At 59.6% G+C, this 19,005-nt stretch carries 13 protein-coding genes; 5 read left to right on the top strand and 8 right to left on the bottom strand.

Annotated features, from left to right (window positions below):
• Window positions 1-77: 77 nt before the first annotated feature.
• Both serC and ansB read right to left on the bottom strand, forming a co-directional pair.
• Entirely contained in the window at window positions 78-1,163 is a 1,086-nt protein-coding gene (gene serC / locus ACJ8QF_RS04200) for a 3-phosphoserine/phosphohydroxythreonine transaminase (RefSeq protein ID WP_004928275.1), read from the bottom strand.
• A 302-nt stretch (window positions 1,164-1,465) separates the two neighbouring features.
• Window positions 1,466-2,512: an L-asparaginase 2 gene (gene ansB, locus ACJ8QF_RS04195; protein WP_197752821.1), complete on the bottom strand. Its 1,047-nt coding sequence runs from the start codon at window positions 2,510-2,512 to the stop codon at window positions 1,466-1,468.
• A gap of 148 nt (window positions 2,513-2,660) precedes the next feature.
• Here ansB and ycaO point away from each other — a divergent pair, with 148 nt between their 5' ends.
• The 4 genes from ycaO (at window position 2,661) to pflA (ending at window position 9,105) form a co-directional block, all read left to right on the top strand.
• Window positions 2,661-4,424 carry a 30S ribosomal protein S12 methylthiotransferase accessory factor YcaO gene (ycaO, locus tag ACJ8QF_RS04190; RefSeq protein ID WP_131164419.1) on the top strand — a complete coding sequence of 588 codons (1,764 nt, stop codon included), beginning with the start codon at window positions 2,661-2,663 and terminating at the stop codon, window positions 4,422-4,424.
• 461 nt (window positions 4,425-4,885) lie between these two features.
• Window positions 4,886-5,746, top strand: a complete 861-nt coding sequence (gene focA, locus ACJ8QF_RS04185) for a formate transporter FocA (protein ID WP_004928284.1) — start codon at window positions 4,886-4,888, stop codon at window positions 5,744-5,746.
• A 54-nt stretch (window positions 5,747-5,800) separates the two neighbouring features.
• A complete protein-coding gene (gene pflB / locus ACJ8QF_RS04180) occupies window positions 5,801-8,083 on the top strand; it encodes a formate C-acetyltransferase (RefSeq protein ID WP_004928286.1) in 2,283 nt (760 codons plus the stop codon).
• A 281-nt stretch (window positions 8,084-8,364) separates the two neighbouring features.
• Window positions 8,365-9,105 carry a pyruvate formate lyase 1-activating protein gene (pflA, locus tag ACJ8QF_RS04175; RefSeq protein WP_442537295.1) on the top strand — a complete coding sequence of 247 codons (741 nt, stop codon included), beginning with the start codon at window positions 8,365-8,367 and terminating at the stop codon, window positions 9,103-9,105.
• Window positions 9,106-9,153: 48 nt separating this feature from the next.
• On the opposite strand, the gene ACJ8QF_RS04170 is transcribed toward pflA, so the two are convergent.
• Window positions 9,154-10,305, bottom strand: a complete 1,152-nt coding sequence (locus ACJ8QF_RS04170; RefSeq protein WP_342139260.1) for an MFS transporter — start codon at window positions 10,303-10,305, stop codon at window positions 9,154-9,156.
• A 163-nt stretch (window positions 10,306-10,468) separates the two neighbouring features.
• Here ACJ8QF_RS04170 and ACJ8QF_RS04165 point away from each other — a divergent pair, with 163 nt between their 5' ends.
• Window positions 10,469-10,834 carry a DUF1801 domain-containing protein gene (locus ACJ8QF_RS04165; RefSeq protein WP_442537294.1) on the top strand — a complete coding sequence of 122 codons (366 nt, stop codon included), beginning with the start codon at window positions 10,469-10,471 and terminating at the stop codon, window positions 10,832-10,834.
• Window positions 10,835-10,887: 53 nt separating this feature from the next.
• On the opposite strand, the gene serS is transcribed toward ACJ8QF_RS04165, so the two are convergent.
• From serS to lrp, 5 genes are all read right to left on the bottom strand, one after another.
• On the bottom strand, window positions 10,888-12,180 hold the full coding sequence (serS, locus tag ACJ8QF_RS04160; RefSeq protein WP_004928296.1) for a serine--tRNA ligase: 1,293 nt from the start codon (window positions 12,178-12,180) through the stop codon (window positions 10,888-10,890).
• Window positions 12,181-12,289: 109 nt separating this feature from the next.
• On the bottom strand, window positions 12,290-13,576 hold the full coding sequence (locus ACJ8QF_RS04155; protein WP_049187632.1) for a replication-associated recombination protein A: 1,287 nt from the start codon (window positions 13,574-13,576) through the stop codon (window positions 12,290-12,292).
• 67 nt (window positions 13,577-13,643) lie between these two features.
• The gene (lolA, locus tag ACJ8QF_RS04150) at window positions 13,644-14,255 is read right to left on the bottom strand and encodes an outer membrane lipoprotein chaperone LolA (RefSeq protein WP_004928303.1); all 612 of its coding nucleotides are present in this window, start codon (window positions 14,253-14,255) and stop codon (window positions 13,644-13,646) included.
• A 198-nt stretch (window positions 14,256-14,453) separates the two neighbouring features.
• Window positions 14,454-18,119: a DNA translocase FtsK 4TM domain-containing protein gene (locus ACJ8QF_RS04145; RefSeq protein WP_442537293.1), complete on the bottom strand. Its 3,666-nt coding sequence runs from the start codon at window positions 18,117-18,119 to the stop codon at window positions 14,454-14,456.
• 120 nt (window positions 18,120-18,239) lie between these two features.
• Window positions 18,240-18,734 (bottom strand): leucine-responsive transcriptional regulator Lrp, encoded by a 495-nt coding sequence (lrp, locus tag ACJ8QF_RS04140; protein ID WP_004928318.1) that lies wholly within the window; start codon window positions 18,732-18,734, stop codon window positions 18,240-18,242.
• Between the last annotated feature and the right edge of the window lie 271 nt (window positions 18,735-19,005).

Below are 19,005 nucleotides of genomic sequence, written 5' to 3'. Positions count from 1 at the left end.
TCCGGAATAATGCCGGAGCCGCTTTAATGCAAAAGGACAACAGCCTGAGGCCGCCCGCGCCTGGCGGGCTGCCGGAATCAACCGTGACGACGTTCGAAGTCGGCCATGAAGTCGGTCAGCGCCTGCACGCCGGCCAGCGGCATGGCATTGTAAATAGAAGCGCGCATGCCGCCAACTACCCGGTGGCCTTTCAGCGCCTGCAGGCCGATAGCCTCGGCTTCGCTGAGGAACACCTTGTCCAGCGCCGCATCGGCCAGCTGGAACGGCACGTTCATCCAGGAACGGTTGGCGATCGCCACCTGGCTGCGGTAGAAGTCAGATTTATCGATGGTCGCGTACAGCAGCTCGGCCTTGGCCTGATTGCGTTTTTGCATCTCCACCAGGCCGCCCTGCTCTTTCAGCCATTTGAACACCAGCCCGGACAAGTACCAGGCGAAGGTCGGCGGGGTATTGAACATCGAGCCGTTCTCGGCCAGCACGGTGTAGTCAAGGATAGACGGCACTTCTTTGCGCGCCTTGCCCAGCAGATCGTCGCGCACGATCACCAGCGTCAGGCCGGCAGGGCCGATATTTTTCTGCGCGCCGGCGTAAATCACGCCGAAACGGCTGACGTCGAGCGGGCGGGACAGGATAGTCGAGGAGTAATCGCCGATCACCACTTTGTCGCCGAAGTCCGGCGTTTCATCGATGGCCACGCCGTCGATGGTCTCATTCGGGCAATAGTGCACGTAAGCCGCGTCGTTGCTCAGTTGCCACTCTTTCATCGGCGTGATGCCGCTCAGGCCGTCGATGCGGGTTTTCACGTCTATGACGTTCGGGGCGCAATACTTTTCCGCTTCCTTGATGGCACTGTGCGCCCAATAGCCGCCGTCGATATAGTCGGCGGTGGCCTTGTCGCCCAGCAGGTTCAGCGGCAGCGCGGCGAACTGCGCGCGGGCGCCGCCGTGGCAAAACAGCACTTTATAGTTGGAGGGGACTTTCAGCAGATCGCGCAGATCCTGTTCCGCCTGCTCGGCAACGGCGATGAATTCTTTGCTGCGGTGACTGATCTCCATCACAGACGTTCCCAGGCCGTGCCAGTTGCACAGTTCCTGTTCCGCACGACGCAACACTTCCACCGGCAGCATCGCCGGGCCAGAGCTAAAATTATAAACCTGAGTCATTTCCCCTCACCACATTCACTGTTCGCCGCAGAAAAGCGACCTGTCGAAAAGACGCCCGAAGTTAACGCTCGCGTTAACCAACCCATCGGTTTTATCACTCACGCCCCATGGCTGCAACGCTTATTCGCCCGTCGGCGGCAAACGGCCGTGCCGGGTGATGACAGGCTCTGCGGCCGTCGCGATTGTTTGGACGATAAAACCCTGTGACATGGGGAAATTCAGCGGGTTAACGCGGTGTTTTATGCTGTATTCAGCCAAGATGGCTGCGGGAGCCCGGATGGCCCCCGCAGGAGAGGAAACGATCAGTACTGATTAAACATCTGCTGGATCTGCTTCGCGTCTTTGGTTTGCGTCAGCGCCAGCTGCAGCAGAATGCGCGCCTTTTGCGGATTCAGCGTGCCGGCGGCCACGAAGCCGTACTTGGCGTCGTCCACTTCCGCATCCTCGGTGGTGGCGCCGGTCGGCACGCGCGAAGAACGCACCACCGCCACGCCGTTGTGCGCCGCCGTCGCCAGGGTGTCGAACACGGTTTTATACAGGTTGCCGTTGCCGACCCCGGCGCTGACGATGCCCTGATAGCCTTCGGCGATCAGCGCCTTGGCCGGCGCATCGGAGGCGTTGGCGTAGTTGTAGACGATGCCGACCTTCGGCAGCTCGTTCAGCTTGCTGACGTCGAACGGCGTCTCCCGGGTATGCTTACGCTGCGGCGAGCGCTGGTAATCGATCTTGCCGTTGTGGATATACCCCAGCGGGCCGTAGTTTGGCGACTGGAAGGTCTGCACGGCGGTGGTATTGGTCTTGGTGACGTCACGCGCGTCCAGCACAGTGTCGTTCATCGCCACCAGCACCCCGCGGTTGGCCGATTGCGGATCCGCCGCCGTCACCACCGCGTTATACAGGTTGAACGGGCCGTCGGCGCTCATCGCCGTCGCCGGCCGCATCGCCCCCACCAACACCACCGGCTTGTCGCATTTCACCGTCAAATCAAGGAAATAGGCCGTCTCTTCCAGCGTATCGGTGCCGTGGGTGATGACGAAGCCGTCGGTTTTGCCGCAGTCGGCGTCGATTTTCTTCGCCAGCGTCAGCCAGACCTGATCGTTCATGTCCTGCGAGCCGATGTTCACCACCTGTTCCCCCTGCACGTTGGCGATATCTTTCAGCGCCGGCACCGCCTCGACCAACGCCTCGACGCCCAGTTTGCCCGCGGTATAGTTGGATTTCGTCGCCGAATCGCCGCCGCCGGCGATAGTGCCGCCGGTCGCCAGCAGGGTGATGTTGGGCAGCGCCAGCGCCGAGGCGCTGACGCCGGTCAACAAGAGGGTTAACGCGCTGAGTTTCACTGATTTCATTAGATTTCTCCGTGACAGATAACTTGCTGAATTATGGCCTTTATCCTTAAAAAAACTGTGACTTTGCCACCGCTTTAGGAATACGTGGAGCTCCAGCGTAAAACCCCGTATCATTGCGCGTTTTTAGTACGCGCAAAAAGTGAAGACAATGACGCAAACTTTTATCCCCGGTAAAGACGCCGCCCTGGAAGACTCCATCTCCCGTTTCCAGCAGAAACTGAGCGATCTCGGTTTCAACATCGAAGAAGCCTCCTGGCTGAACCCGGTGCCGCACGTGTGGTCGGTGCACATCCGCGATCGCGATTGCCCGCTGTGCTTCACCAACGGCAAAGGCGCCAGCAAAAAAGCCGCGCTGGCCTCCGCGCTGGGTGAATATTTCGAGCGCCTGTCCACCAACTACTTCTTCGCCGATTTCTATCTGGGCAAGCAGATCGCCGAAGGCGACTTCGTGCACTATCCGAATGAGAAATGGTTCCCGATCCCTGAAGACGACGCGCTGCCGGCCGGCATCCTCGACGAACGTCTGCACGCCTTCTACGATCCGCAGCAAGAGCTGAGCGCCAGCGATCTGGTCGATCTGCAGTCCGGCAACGCCGATCGCGGCGTGTGTGCACTGCCGTTTACCCGTCAGTCCGACCAGCAAACCGTGTACATCCCGATGAATATCATCGGCAACCTGTATGTTTCCAACGGCATGTCCGCCGGCAACACCGCCAACGAAGCGCGCGTGCAGGGCCTGTCGGAAGTGTTCGAGCGCTATGTGAAAAACCGCATCATCGCCGAATCCATCAGCCTGCCGGCGATCCCGGACGAGGTGCTGAACCGCTACCCGGGCGTGGTGGAAGCTATCGCCAAGCTGGAAGAGGAAGGTTTCCCGATCCTCTCCTATGACGCCTCGCTGGGCGGCAACTACCCGGTGATCTGCGTGGTGCTGTTCAACCCGACCAACGGCACCTGTTTCGCTTCATTCGGCGCGCATCCGGACTTCGGCGTGGCGCTGGAGCGCACGGTAACCGAACTGCTGCAGGGCCGCAGCCTGAAAGATCTCGACGTGTTCACCGCGCCGACCTTCGATGACGAAGAAGTGGCGGAACACACCAACCTGGAAACGCACTTCATCGACTCCAGCGGCCTGATCTCCTGGGATCTGTTCAAGCAGGACGCGGACTATCCGTTCGTTGACTGGAACTTCAGCGGCAGCACGCAGGAAGAGTTCACCACCCTGATGAGCATCTTCGACAAGGAAGACGCGGAAGTGTACATCGCCGACTACGAGCACCTGGGCGTCTACGCTTGCCGCATCATCGTGCCGGGCATGTCCGATATCTACCCGGCGGAAGACCTGCTGCTGGCTAACAACAGCATGGGCGCGCACCTGCGCGATACGCTGCTGGCGCTGCCGGGCAGCGAGTGGGAGCCGGAAGAATACCTGGCGCTGATCGAGCAGTTGGACGACGAAGGGCTGGACGATTTCACCCGCGTACGCGAACTGCTGGGCATTGCCAGCGGCAAAGACAACGCCTGGTATACCCTGCGCGTGGGCGAGCTGAAATCGATGCTGGCGCTGGCGGGCGGCGATCTGGATCAGGCGCTGATCTGGACCGAATGGACGCAGGACTTCAACGCCTCGGTGCTGAGCCCGGCGCGCAGCAACTACTACCGCTGCCTGCAAACACTGCTGCTGCTGGCGCAGGAGCCTGAACGCGAAGCGGCGCAGTACTATACCGCGTTCGTGAAGATGTACGGCCAGGAAGCGGTCGACGCCGCCTCCGCCGCCATCAGCGGTGAAGAGCGCTTCAACGGGCTGTTCGCCGTCGATGCCGATCTGAAGGCGCTGCCGGCCCATCAGGCGCTGCTGGCGGCTTACGAGAAGCTGCAGGCGGCCAAACGCCGCCACTGGGCCAAGGCCTAAGCATCATCAGGGGATACTGACACTTTGGGAGTACCCCTGTTGCCAAACGCCGCACTCCGTTGCGGCGTTTTCAATTTTGCGGTTTATTTCAACGCATTCGGTTTTATTTTTTCGCCGGGAAATAGGTGGTTAAACGACCATAAAAATAAATAAACCGTCAATTGTTGCCGGACGGTGAAATAATAATTAACCGATAATTAAACTTTCAACGCCGCGCGGCGACAAAACGCCTAAAAATTTAACTTTACTCCACGCCGACCACTCGGTGGATTCAAAAAAATTTGCAAACATTAAAAAATTGTTTTTGATTAAAAATCAATAAATTAACCATAAAAACCACACAAAAAACACGCCATTTTACCGCTCTACTTCCCCGCCTTATGATCCAAATCAAATTTTCCCCTATACTGCTTTGCTAGTATCTCATTGCGTTGTTTTAACCCTTAAGAGCGAGAGTTAGTTTGAAAACTGACAGCCCCTTCGATCTGATTTTACCTGCGGCAACGGCGAAAATCGCTGAAGATGCCGGCGTGTATAAAGCCACCAAACATCCGCTGAAAACGTTTTATTTGGCGATCACCGCCGGTGTCTTCATTTCCATCGCCTTCGTCTTCTACATCACGGCGACCACCGGCACCGCCGGCGTGCCTTTCGGGCTGGCGAAACTGGTCGGCGGCATCTGCTTCTCTCTCGGGTTAATGCTGGTGGTGGTGTCGGGCGCCGACCTGTTCACCTCTACCGTGCTTATCGTCATCGCCAAGGCCAGCGGCCGCATCAGCTGGGGCCAGCTGGGCGCCAACTGGCTGAACGTTTATCTCGGCAACCTGGTCGGCGCGCTGTTCTTCGTGGCGCTGATCTGGTTCTCCGGCGAGTATATGGTCGCCAACGGCCAGTGGGGCCTGAATGTCCTGCAAACCGCAGACCACAAGCTGCATCACACCTTCATCGAAGCCGTCTGCCTCGGCATTCTGGCCAACCTGATGGTCTGCCTGGCGGTCTGGATGAGCTACTCCGGCCGTACCCTGACCGACAAGATGCTCGCCATGGTGCTGCCGGTCGGGATGTTTGTCGCCAGCGGCTTCGAGCACAGCATCGCCAACATGTTTATGATCCCTATGGGCATCGTGGTCAAACACTTCGCCACGCCGGAATTCTGGCAAGCCGTAGGGGCGGTACCTGAGCAATTCGCTCATCTGACAGTAAGCAACTTCATCATCGACAACCTGATTCCGGTCACCCTCGGTAACATCATCGGCGGTGGTCTGCTGGTTGGGTTGACTTACTGGGTAATTTATCTGCGCGGGGGCCGCGAGCAGCACTAAGCTGTGAGTAACCGCGCGCAGAGTTAGAAATCCACAATCAAAGGTAGGTGTACAATGACCGAACTTAACGAGAAATTAGCCAACGCTTGGGAAGGTTTCAGCAAGGGTGACTGGCAGAATGAAGTCAACGTTCGTGACTTCATCCAGAAAAACTACACGCCTTATGAGGGTGACGAATCCTTCCTGGCTGGCGCGACTCAAGCCACCACCACCTTGTGGGACAAGGTTATGGAAGGGATCAAACTGGAAAACCGCACTCATGCGCCGGTTGATTTCGACACCAACGTTGCTTCAACCATCGTTTCTCACGACGCGGGTTACATCGCCAAAGAGCTGGAAACCATCGTGGGTCTGCAGACCGACGCCCCTCTGAAACGCGCGCTGATCCCGTTCGGCGGCATCAAAATGGTCGAAGGTTCGTGCAAAGTGTACGGCCGCGAACTGGATCCGCAGCTGAAAAAAGTGTTCACCGAATACCGTAAAACCCACAACCAGGGCGTATTCGACGTTTACACCAAAGACATCCTGAACTGCCGTAAATCCGGCGTGCTGACCGGTCTGCCGGACGCTTACGGCCGTGGCCGCATCATCGGCGACTACCGCCGCGTGGCGCTGTACGGCATCGACTTCCTGATGGCCGACAAGCTGAACCAGTTCAAATCGCTGCAGGAAAAACTGGAAAACGGCGAAGATCTGGAAATGACCATCCAGCTGCGTGAAGAGATCGCTGAACAGCATCGCGCTCTGGCTCAGATCAAAGAGATGGCCGCCAAATACGGTTACGACATCTCCGGCCCAGCCACCAGCGCGCAAGAAGCGGTGCAGTGGACCTACTTCGGCTACCTGGCCGCGGTGAAATCCCAGAACGGCGCCGCCATGTCCTTCGGCCGCGTGTCCACCTTCCTCGACGTGTTCATCGAGCGCGACATCAAGGCGGGCAAACTGACCGAAGAGCAAGCGCAGGAACTGATCGACCACCTGGTGATGAAACTGCGTATGGTGCGCTTCCTGCGTACCCCTGAGTACGATGAACTGTTCTCCGGCGACCCAATCTGGGCGACTGAGTCCCTGGCCGGTATGGGCGTCGACGGCCGTACCCTGGTCACCAAAAACAGCTTCCGCTTCCTGAACACCCTGTACACCATGGGGCCGTCTCCGGAGCCGAACATGACCATCCTGTGGTCTGAGAAGCTGCCGCTGAACTTCAAGAAATTCGCGGCGAAAGTGTCCATCGACACCTCTTCCGTACAGTACGAAAACGACGACCTGATGCGTCCTGACTTCAACAACGATGACTACGCCATCGCCTGTTGCGTCAGCCCGATGATCGTCGGTAAGCAAATGCAGTTCTTCGGCGCCCGCGCCAACCTGGCGAAAACCATGCTGTACGCCATCAACGGCGGCGTTGACGAAAAACTGAAAATGCAGGTCGGCCCGAAAGAAGCGCCGATGATGGACGAAGTGCTGGACTATGACAAAGTCATGGCCCGCATGGACCACTTTATGGATTGGCTGGCCAAGCAGTACGTGACCGCGCTGAACATCATTCACTACATGCACGACAAGTACAGCTACGAAGCTGCGCTGATGGCGCTGCATGACCGTGACGTTTATCGCACCATGGCTTGCGGCATCGCCGGTCTGTCCGTGGCGGCCGACTCCCTGTCTGCCATCAAGTACGCGAAAGTCACCACCATTCGCGACGAAGACGGCCTGGCTATCGACTTCAAAGTGGAAGGCGAGTATCCGCAGTTCGGTAACAACGACGCCCGCGTCGATGACATCGCCTGCGACCTGGTTGAGCGTTTCATGAAGAAAATTCAGAAACTGCGCACCTACCGCAACGCGGTACCGACCCAGTCCGTACTGACCATCACCTCCAACGTGGTGTACGGTAAGAAAACCGGTAACACTCCGGATGGCCGCCGCGCCGGTGCACCATTCGGCCCAGGTGCCAACCCGATGCACGGCCGCGACCAGAAAGGCGCAGTAGCCTCCCTGACCTCGGTAGCCAAACTGCCGTTTGCCTACGCGAAAGACGGGATCTCCTACACCTTCTCCATCGTGCCTAACGCGCTGGGTAAAGACGACGACGTGCGTAAAGCCAACCTGGCGGGCCTGATGGATGGTTACTTCCACCATGAAGCCTCCATCGAAGGCGGCCAGCACCTGAACGTCAACGTAATGAACCGCGAAATGCTGCTGGACGCGATGGAAAACCCTGAGAAATACCCTCAGCTGACCATCCGCGTCTCCGGTTACGCCGTGCGCTTCAACTCGCTGACCAAAGAGCAACAGCAGGACGTCATTACTCGTACCTTCACTCAAACGATGTAATGCGCCAGCCGGGCGGGAAACCGCCCGGTAGCAACGTCAGGGCCGGTTCTGCCGGCCCTTTTCTCCCACCGCTCTCCCCTGACTCTGTACGAGTCTGTTTTGCCGGACATCTATACTGAATGGATAGCCGGCAAAACAGTTATCCGGCAACTGACCGGCCGACAGGCATCATTACCCCCGGTGGCGGGCTCACCCCGCCACTGCATCGCAGATACCTGGCCGGCGGCCACGCGCCTATTTTTAGACTGCGTTTGACAGTCAATATTGGAGAAAACCCCGCAATGTCAGTAACTGGTCGCATCCACTCCTTCGAATCCTGCGGCACCGTCGACGGGCCAGGGATCCGCTTTATCGTCTTCTTCCAGGGCTGCCTGATGCGCTGCCTCTATTGCCATAACCGCGACACCTGGGATACCCACGGCGGCAAAGAAGTGACCGTCGAAGAGCTGATGAAAGACGCGGTGGCCTACCGCCACTTCATGAATGCCTCTGGCGGCGGCGTGACCGCGTCCGGCGGCGAGGCGATCCTGCAGGCTGAATTCGTGCGCGACTGGTTCCGTGCCTGCCATGCCGAAGGCATCAATACCTGCCTGGATACCAACGGCTTCGTGCGCCGCTACGATCCGGTGATCGACGAGCTGCTGGACACCACCGATCTGGTGATGCTGGATCTGAAACAGATGAACGACGAGATCCATCAGAATCTGGTCGGCGTTTCCAACCACCGCACGCTGGAATTCGCCCGCTACCTGGCGAAACGCAACCAGCGCACCTGGATCCGCTACGTGGTGGTGCCGGGTTGGTCAGACGACGATAAGTCGGCACATCTGTTGGGCGAGTTTACCAAAGACATGAGCAACATCGAGAAAATCGAGCTGCTGCCCTACCACGAACTGGGCAAGCACAAATGGGTGGCGATGGGGGAAGAGTACAAGCTGGACGGCGTTCATCCGCCGAAGGCCAAGACCATGGATCGCGTCAAAGGCATCCTGGAAAGCTACGGCCACAAAGTGATTTACTGATTGGCGCAGCGCCAAAGAAAAACCGGCTCATAGCCGGTTTTTTTATGCTTAGGCGGCGGCGAACGGCGTGTGATGGTGATCCGGTTTCTGCTTCTTCAGCAGCATCAGCAGGTAAACCAGCGCCACGGCGGCGATCATCACGAACAGCACGCGATCGGAGTAGTTTTGCATCAGCAGCGCCGTCATCGACGGGCCCAGCAGGCTGCCGATTGTGTAACTCATCAGCAGCGCCTGGTTCATCGCCACCAGTTCGTGCGGCATTGCCTTCTCGCAGGCCCAGGACATCGCCACCGGATACAGGGTAAAGCCGGCGCAGCCGAGGATGAACAGCGAAGGCGCCATGGCGTAGTTGCCAAGCATCGCCACGCTGGCCAGAATCACCACGAACACCTGAATGCGCAGCACCAGCAGACGCCCGTAACGATCGGCCAGACGCCCGACCGGCCATTGGCCGACGATGCCGGAGCTGACCAGCAGCGCCATCCAGTAGCCGACGTTGGCGTCGCTCATGCCCTGATGAGAGAGGTACAGCGGCATCAGGCCGTACAGCGAACCGAGCACGATGCCGGAGATGATGCAGCCATTGATGCCGAGGCGCGCGCTGCGGCGTCTCAGCATCGACCACACCGCCGCCTGCTGCGGCTCGTCTTCATGGCGGTTGACCCGCGCGAACAGCATCGGCAGCATGGCGCTGATTACGATGGCGGTCACCCACGGCACCACGTGCAGCAATTCGGTCGAGGTCATGCTCAACAGCAATTGGCCGGTCACCGTACCGAGGTAATAGACAATCATATAGGCCGCCAGCAGTTGGCCGCGGTTGCTGAGATTACCGCTGCGCAGCAGCGCGCTTTCCACAATCACCCAGATCCAGGCGCAACCGACGCCGGCGAAGAAGCGCCAGCCCAGCCAGCTCCAGAAATCGATCGACAGCACCATGCCGGCGGTCGCGGCGGCGAACAGCAAACAGGAGAGATGGTAGCTGCGGGTGAAGCCAACGCGCTGGATCAGTTTGCCCGCTACCAACGTGCCCAACAGGTTGCCGCTGAAATAAGAGGAGCTGACCATACCCACTTGCCAGGTCGACAGCTGAGCATGGGTTAACCAAAGCGGCACTAACGTATTCAAAACGGCAATGGATACCGTGAGCAGCAAGAGGCCGCAGAGCAATAAGAGCACCGGGCGGGAGTAAGCGGACATAGTGAAATTGTGACCGAACGCGCAATGAGAGTGCGCGCATCATGCCACTGGCGATAAAAAAGTCAATTGCCTCTTATCATTCCAGCGCACGATTTGTTTCCGGCTAAGCGGCTGAAAAAGCGCTATGCTCAGCGCAGAGCGGATTTAACGACGGAGAAGCGAGATGAGTCAGGCAAATAATGCGGCGGTCGAGGCCTTGCTGGCGGACATCGGCAGCACGCACGGCGAGCTGCTGGAGATCGTACAACAGGTGCGCCGGGTCGCTGCGGCGAGCGGCAGTGGCATCACCGAATCGGTCAAATACGGCGGCATCATGTTCTCGCATACTCAATTTTTCTGCGGCGTTTTCGCCTACCGCAGCCACGTCACGGTAGAGTTCGGCCAGGGCTACCGCCTGGAAGATCGTTATCACCTGCTCGAGGGCAACGGCCAGTATCGGCGGCACATCAAGCTCCACTCGCCCGCCGAAGTGAAAAGCAAGCACCTGGCGGACTACATTAAACAAGCCTACGCGCTGGCGACAGACTGAATTTCCGACATAAAAAAAGCGCCCGCAGGCGCTTTTTTCTAGTGATTGGCTGTTCAGCCGATATATTCCAGGCCGCCCATGTAAGGACGCAGTACCTCAGGCACCTGAATGCGGCCGTCGGCCTGCTGGTAGTTTTCCAGCACCGCCACCAGCGTACGGCCGACCGCCAGGCCGGAGCCGTTCAGCGTGTGAACCAGACGCGGTTTCTTGTCGGCCTTGCTGCGGCAGCGCGCCTGCATGCGACGCGCCTGGAAGTCCCACATGTTGGAGCAGGACGAGATCTCGCGGTAGGTGTTCTGCGCCGGCAGCCACACTTCCAGATCGTAAGTCTTGCACGCGCCGAAGCCCATGTCGCCGGTGCACAGCAGCACCTTGCGGTAAGGCAGGTTCAGCAGCTGCAGCACTTTTTCCGCGTGGCCGGTCAGCTCTTCCAGGGCATCCATCGAATCTTCCGGACGAACGATCTGCACCATTTCAACCTTGTCGAACTGGTGCATGCGGATCAAACCACGGGTGTCGCGGCCGTAAGAACCGGCTTCCGCACGGAAGCATGGCGTGTGTGCGGTCATCTTCAGCGGCAGAGATTCCTCTTCCACGATCTCGTCGCGCACCAGGTTGGTCAGCGGCACTTCCGCCGTTGGGATCAGCGCGTAGTTGCTGCTGTCGGCTTCTTCTTCCAGCGGGCGGGTATGGAACAGATCTTCGCCGAACTTCGGCAGCTGGCCGGTACCGTACAGCGTGGCGTGGTTGACCAGGTAAGGCACGTAGGCCTCCAGGTAGCCGTGCTGCTCGGTGTGCAGATCCAGCATGAACTGGGACAGCGCGCGGTGCATGCGGGCGATTTGCCCTTTCATCACCACGAAACGCGAACCGGTCAGCTTAACCGCGGCGGCAAAATCCAGCCCGCCGGCCATTTCGCCCAGATCGACGTGATCGCGCACCGCGAAGTCGTACTGGCGCGGTTCGCCCCAGCGGGTGACTTCCAGGTTTTCGCTGTCGTCTTTACCATCCGGCACCGCGTCGTCCGGCAGGTTAGGCAGCGTCAGAGCGTAATCTCGGATCTCGCTCTGCAGCGCATCCAGCGCCGCCTTGGCGGCATCCAGCTTGTCACCCAGCTCGTTCACTTCGCGACGCAGCGGCTCGATGTCTTCCCCACGCGCTTTGGCCGCGCCGATGGATTTCGATCGGGAGTTGCGTTCCGCTTGCAGCGTTTCAGTTTCTACCTGCAGAACTTTGCGGCGTTCTTCCTGCGAACGCAGCAGATCCAGATCGAGTTTAAAGCCTCGGCGAGCCAGTTTGACGGCGACTGCGTCTAGCTCATTACGCAGCAGATTGGGATCGAGCATGCTAATCCTGTGCTTGTTGTTATTGAAAGAAGTGTTGTTGTTCTATGCGGCTGATTTATAGCCGCATAAAAGAAGAGTGATACCCGCTAACCTTACCGCAACGGCCACGCTAGCGGTAGCGTTTTGTCGGGCTATTTTGATCCTGCTCAGCCAGCCATGCCAACTTTTCGCCGATTTTCCCTTCCAGCCCGCGCGAGGTCGGTTGGTAGTAGCGCGTATGAGCCATTTCGGGCGGGAAGTAGTTCTCGCCGGCGGCGTAGGCGTTGGGTTCGTCGTGGGCGTAACGGTACTCCGCCCCCAGCCCCATCTCCTTCATCAGCTTGGTCGGCGCGTTGCGCAAGTGCTCAGGTACGTCATAATCGGCCTGCTCCCTGGCGTCGCGCATGGCGGCCTTGAACGCGGTGTAAACCGCGTTGCTCTTCGGCGCGCAGGCCAGATAGACGATCGCCTGCGCGATGGCGCGCTCGCCCTCCGCCGGCCCCACGCGGGTGAAGCAATCCCAGGCAGCGATCGCCACCTGCATGCCGCGCGGATCGGCGTTGCCCACGTCTTCAGAGGCGATCGCCAACAGACGGCGCGCCACATAGAGCGGATCGCCGCCGGCGGTAATGATGCGCGCATACCAATACAGCGCGGCGTCCGGCGCCGAACCGCGCACCGATTTATGCAGCGCGGAAATCAGGTCGTAATAACGGTCGCCCTTGTTGTCGAAGCGCGCGCTGCGCTCGCCCGACACCTCTTTCAGCAGCTGCGGCGTCAGCACCCGCACGCCTTTGGCGTCGATCTCCGCCATGTCCGCCATCATTTCCAGGCTGTTCAACGCCCGGCGCGCATCGCCGCCCACCAACTCCGACAGCAGGCGACGCGTTTCCGCGGGCAGCTCGACGTTCTGATCGCCAAAGCCGCGCGCCTTGTCGCTCATCGCCTGATCCAGCACCTGGCCGATATCTTCGGCGGTCAGTGCCTTAAGCAGATAAACGCGGGCGCGGGACAGCAGCGCCGAGTTCAGTTCGAACGACGGGTTTTCGGTGGTGGCGCCGATAAAGGTGATGGTGCCGTCTTCGATGTGCGGCAGGAAAGCGTCCTGCTGGCTTTTGTTAAAGCGGTGCACTTCGTCGACGAACAGGATGGTGCGGCGGCCGGCGTCGCGGTTTTGCCGCGCCCGCTCGATCGCTTCGCGGATCTCCTTGATGCCGGAGGTCACGGCGGAGATCCGTTCGACATCCGCCTGGCCATAACGGCCGATCAGCTCTGCCAACGTCGTCTTCCCGGTACCCGGCGGCCCCCATAAAATCATCGAGTGCAGTTGCCCGGCCTCAATGGCGCGCGGCAGCGGCTTGCCGGCGGCCAGCAGGTGTTGCTGGCCGATATACTGCGCCAGCGTGGTCGGCCGCATGCGCGCGGCCAACGGCTGGAACTCGTTCTGGGAAAAATCGAGCGACAGATTATTACTCACTTGCACCTCACTGGCGCTGGTCGTCCAGCGTCACCCCCTTCGGCGGGGTAAATTTGAATTTGGCCGGATCGGCGGCAACGTTCTGCTGGCTTTTCAGCGTATAAGAACTACGTTGGCCATCCTGTTCCACCGCGGCGAAGCTGCGGATGGTGCCGCTGTTGGTCACGCTGATGGCGAATTGCTTCAGGTTGCCGCTGGCGGATTTTGGCGTTAATTCGAAATCATCGCCCTTTTGCTTCACGTTGTACTGTTTCCAGTCGCTGGCATTATTGCGGGTGATCAGCATAAACGGCGTATTGCCGGTGGCGTTCTTCAACCAGGTCGCCGTCACCTGCTCGACGAACGGGTTGTAAAACCACAGGGTTTGGCCATCGGAGACCAGCACGCTCTCATCGGGTGAGGTCATGTGCCAATTGAACAGGTTCGGCCGCTTCACCCACAGCTCGCCTTCACCCTGTTGCACCGCGGCGCCTTCAGCGCTGGTCACGGTTTGCGAGAAGCTGGCGTGGAAACTGTTCACCTTCGCCAGGCGACTTTGCAGATCCTGTGCGGCATCGGCCAGCACGGAGGTAGAAGCGAATCCCGAAAGCAGACAGCAGGCAACTAACAGTTTTTTCATTATTCCAGATACCTTATGAAATGCGTTAACCGCAGGGCGACGCCGTGCGGGTCAATCAACCCTTTACTCCCGTTACTTTACCTGAAGCCGGCGATCGGCCGGTAGGCCAATGTTCCGAGAAGAAACGGGTTTACGCTTCTTTGCACAAGGGCCGCTTAAGCGGCCCTTTCTTATTGAATTGCAATGGCTAAACGACCATCAATCGTGCCGCGGCGGCGCCAGCACCTCGCGGTTACCGTTATGCCCCTGCTCACTGACGATGCCCTGCGCCTCCATCTGTTCGATGATGCGCGCCGCGCGGTTGTAGCCGATACGGAACTGGCGCTGTACGCCGGAGATGGAGGCGCGGCGTTTATCCACCACGAAATCCACCGCCTGGTCAAACAGCGGATCCAGCTCTTCGTCGCCGTCCATGCCGCCGCCGGCACCGCCCTCGCCGTCTTCACCGCCGCTGAGAATGCCCTCTTTATATTGGGGCCGCTCGCGCGCTTTCCAATCCTTGACCACCGCGTGCACTTCCTGATCGCGCACGAATGCGCCATGTACGCGCACCGGGATCGAGGAGTTCGGCGCCAGATAGAGCATATCACCCATGCCCAGCAAGGACTCGGCGCCCCCCTGATCGAGGATGGTACGAGAGTCGATCTTGCTCGACACGGTAAAGGCGATACGCGTCGGGATGTTGGCCTTGATCAGGCCGGTGATCACATCCACCGACGGACGCTGGGTCGCCAGCACCAGGTGGATACCCGCCGCACGCGCTTTCTGCGCCAGGCGAGCGATCAACTCTTCGACCTTCTTGCCCACCGTCATGATCAGATCGGCGAATTCGTCGACCATCACCACGATGTACGGCTCTTTCTCCAGCACCGGTGGCGTGATGTCCATGCTGTCGGTCGGCTTCCAGAATGGATCCGGGATCGGACGCCCCATCGCTTCGGCCTGATCGACGCGCTCGTTGTAGCCAGCCAGGTTACGCACGCCCAGAGCTGACATCAGCTTGTAGCGGCGTTCCATTTCACCCACGCACCAGCGCAGCGCGTTGGCGGCGTCTTTCATGTCGGTGACCACGTCGGTCAACAGGTGTGGAATGCCTTCGTAAACCGACAGCTCCAGCATTTTCGGGTCGATCATGATAAAGCGCACTTCTTTCGGCGTGGCCTTATACAAGATGCTCAGGATCATGGCGTTGACCCCGACCGACTTACCGGAACCTGTGGTACCGGCGACCAGCAAGTGCGGCATTTTGCCCAGATCGGCCACTACCGGTTCGCCGGAGATGTCTTTACCCAATACGATGGACAGCGGCGACGGATTGTCACGGAAAGCCGGGCAATCCAGCACTTCGCGCAGATACACCGTTTGCCGTTTGGCGTTCGGCAGCTCCAGACCGACATAAGGCTTGCCGGGGATCACTTCCACCACGCGCACCGCCGAAGTCGACAGCGAGCGCGCCAGATCGCGCGACAGGTTGGAAATGCGCGCCGCTTTAACGCCCGGCGCCAGATCCAGCTCGAAGCGGGTGATGACCGGCCCCGGCAGGATGTCCACCACGTCGGCTTTCACGCGGTAGTCGGCCAGGCTGGCCTCCACCAGGCGCGCCTTCTGTTCCAGCGCGAAGGAATCGACCGGCTCCACCTCTTTCGGCGCTTCGGTCAACAGATCCAGCGTCGGCAGCGGCGTGGTCGGCTTCTGCAGCGGCTGATCGTTGCGCATCAGGAACGGGTGAATCAGGCTGTCCATCGCCGGATGTTGCTCGGCCTGAGCTTGCTGAGGCTGCTGCTGCGCCGGTTGCTGCGGCTGCGACGGCTGTTGATACTGCTGTTGCTGCGGCTGCTGGTATTGCTGCGGCTGCGGCTGTTGGTATTGTTGAGGCGGCTGATGCGATTGCTGAGGTTGAGCCGCAGGCGCCACAGGCTCAAACTGACCGAACGGCACATCGTCCTCTTGCTCGCTTTGCTGTTCAATGCGCTCTTCAAGCTGCGGGGACAGCGTGAACATCGGCTCGCTCGGGCCATCGTCCACCAGATCCGCCATCGGCGAGAAGCTGAAAGCATTGCGGGTATCGATCGGGCTGGCGGCCGGTGCCTGCGGAGCAGGTGCTTGCTGGCCGTAGCGCGCCTGCTGCTGCTCAGCGAACGCCTGGCGCAGCGCGGCCTCTTGCTGCGCCTCTTCGTCGTCCTGTTGATAGCCTTCGCCGTAGCGTTGGTGCTGCTGCTCGGCAAACGCCTTGCTCAGCTCGGCTTCCTGCAATGCGCTCTCGTCATCTTGTTGCTCAGGCGCGTAGCTTTCGCCATAGCGCTGGCTTTGCTGCTCGGCAAACGCCTGACGCAGCGCGGCTTCCTGTAGCGCCTCTGCTTCCTGCGGGTTCACCGTCGCCGGCTGCTGAGGCTCCGCCTCTGTCTGGCGCTGTTCCTGTTCAGCCGCACGCTGCGAAGGCAGCTTGATGCCGTAGGAAGCCAGTTCGCGACGGGTCGGGATGCGCACCGGATTCGGCCGCGGCAGTTCAGGGCCGATGCCCTGCTTAACCTGCGGATTGTCGTCGCTGGTCGCCGTGAAGGCCGGCATAAAGGTCGCCGCCGCGGCACCTGCAGCAGCAGCGGCTGCCGCCGTATCCGGCTGCGGTTTGGCGCCGGTGGCGCTGAAACCGCTCGAACTGCCGATGTCGACGCTGTCACGCTGTGCGGCGGTAAAATCAAAGGGAGAACGCACCGGCGGCTGCGGCGCGGCCGGCTCTTGCCAGTTGCCGAGACGCGGCTCATCGTCATCCTGATAAGGATCGACAGGACGCGTCGCCTTAGGCGCGGGCGTTTCCTCCGGGATCTCGAAGGAATACAGCGGCGGCGTAGCGTCTTGCGCCGGGGCGCTCACCGGGTGCTGATTGACAGAGGCCGGCGCGGCCGGCGCCACCGTCACCGACGGCGCCTGTGTGGCGATCGGCGCGGCAACGGGCTCGTGGATCTCTGCCTTCACCGCCGGTGCAGGCGAAGCCGCCGGCGCGATGGATGCGGCTTCTGCTTCAAGCTCGCCATCGTCGGCGCGCAGGCCGCTGAGCAACGGATCGGCGGCGTATTCCGCCGCCGCTTTGGCGCTTTCGGTGACCGAAGGCGCGGAGAACAGCACGTCGTCATCGGCGGCCGCGGCTCCGGCGGCGGTCGCGGCAACCGCTGTGGCGGCGCCCTTCCCTGCCTGCTCAGGCTCGTCGTCGACGTAACGCTCGTCATCCTCAAAATAACGCTCTTCGCGACGTGAGCGATTGGTCATCACTGTCGCGACGCCCAGCACCGCCCCGCCGATCTTCTCGGCGATCACCAGCCAGGACCAGCCGGTAAACAGCGTCAACCCCGCCGCCCATACGCACAGCAGCGCCAGCGTAGCGCCGATGCCGTTGAACCACGGCAACATGGCGTTGCTCAGCAGGCTGCCGATCACGCCGCCGGAAGCGAAGTAATAGAGATCGTCGACGTTCAACGCCGCCAGCCCGCAGGAGGTGAGCACTAACGCCAGGGTGCCGATCAGGCGCAGGGAAAGCGCGAAATAGTCGATGTAGTCTCTGTTGCTGCGTTGGCGATAAGCCGCCCAGCACAGGACCAGCATGATCGGCGGTATCGCGTAGGCGAGCACCCCGAAGGTGAAGAACAGCGTATCGGCCAACCAGGCCCCGACACCGCCGCCCAGATTGTGAATCGGCTCATGCCACGCGGTCTGCGACCAGCTTGGGTCAGACGGATTGAAACTGACCAACGCAGCCATGAGGTAAACGGCAAAAATCGCTACCACGATAAGCACAGCTTCCAGCAAACGCCGGCCACTGCTGAGTCTTTTCAGGGTAACTTCTTTATCTTCTGTATATTCCTGGCTCAAGAAAGGCTCTCCAGGTTCCTGTTAGCTGACATAGCAACAGCGCCGAGAAACTGCCCCGGCGCCGAAACTGTATGAATAAACAGGAGTGTAACCAATTTAATCAGGTTTTGCACCTGCACCTTACCGTGTTTTGATAACCAGACGGTTACTCTGTTTCACTTCTTCCATCACTACGTAGGTACGGGTGTCGTTAACCCCCGGCAAACGCAGCAAGGTTTCGCCCAGCAATTTGCGGTAAGCCGACATGTCCGGTACGCGGGTTTTCAACAGGTAGTCGAAATCGCCGGAAACCAGATGACACTCCTGAATCTCTTCAAGCTTCTGCACTGCCGAGTTGAATTGCTCAAACACATCCGGCGCGCCGCGGTTCAGCGTGATCTCCACGAAAACCAGCAGGGACGCATCCAGATAATGCGGGTTAAGCAATGCGGTATAGCCATGAATGAAACCCTGGCGCTCGAGACGGCGCACGCGTTCCAAACATGGTGTTGGGGATAACCCCACGCGCTTCGAAAGCTCGACGTTCGAAATACGCCCATCCTTCTGCAGCTCATTCAGGATGTTGCGGTCGATACGGTCAAGATCTTTACCCGGGCGTTTCTTGTTGTCTGCCATTATTATTGTCTCTCTTATTTTCTTCCGTGCACTTGCCACACCCTAGCCAACGTCAATGTGTAAGGGTTCGTTCCAAGCGAAGACCCGATGCCTGTCATATGCTTCTTCACTACCATCATTCCACGCCGCGCAGCCTGTCTGTCCAACTCCGCGCGATGCAGGTAACGACGTTTAGGTCGAGAAAAAATCAGCAAACGCTTGCGCGCTCTGCTCCGCACACCCATCGCGCATTGCCGCCTCGCGGCGCAAATACGTACGATTTGCTGGTGTT

It is taken from the genome of Serratia sp. CY81684 (genome assembly GCF_052166595.1).
GTDB lineage: Bacteria > Pseudomonadota > Gammaproteobacteria > Enterobacterales > Enterobacteriaceae > Serratia > Serratia nematodiphila.
This window is presented reverse-complemented; position numbering and strand designations above follow the sequence as displayed.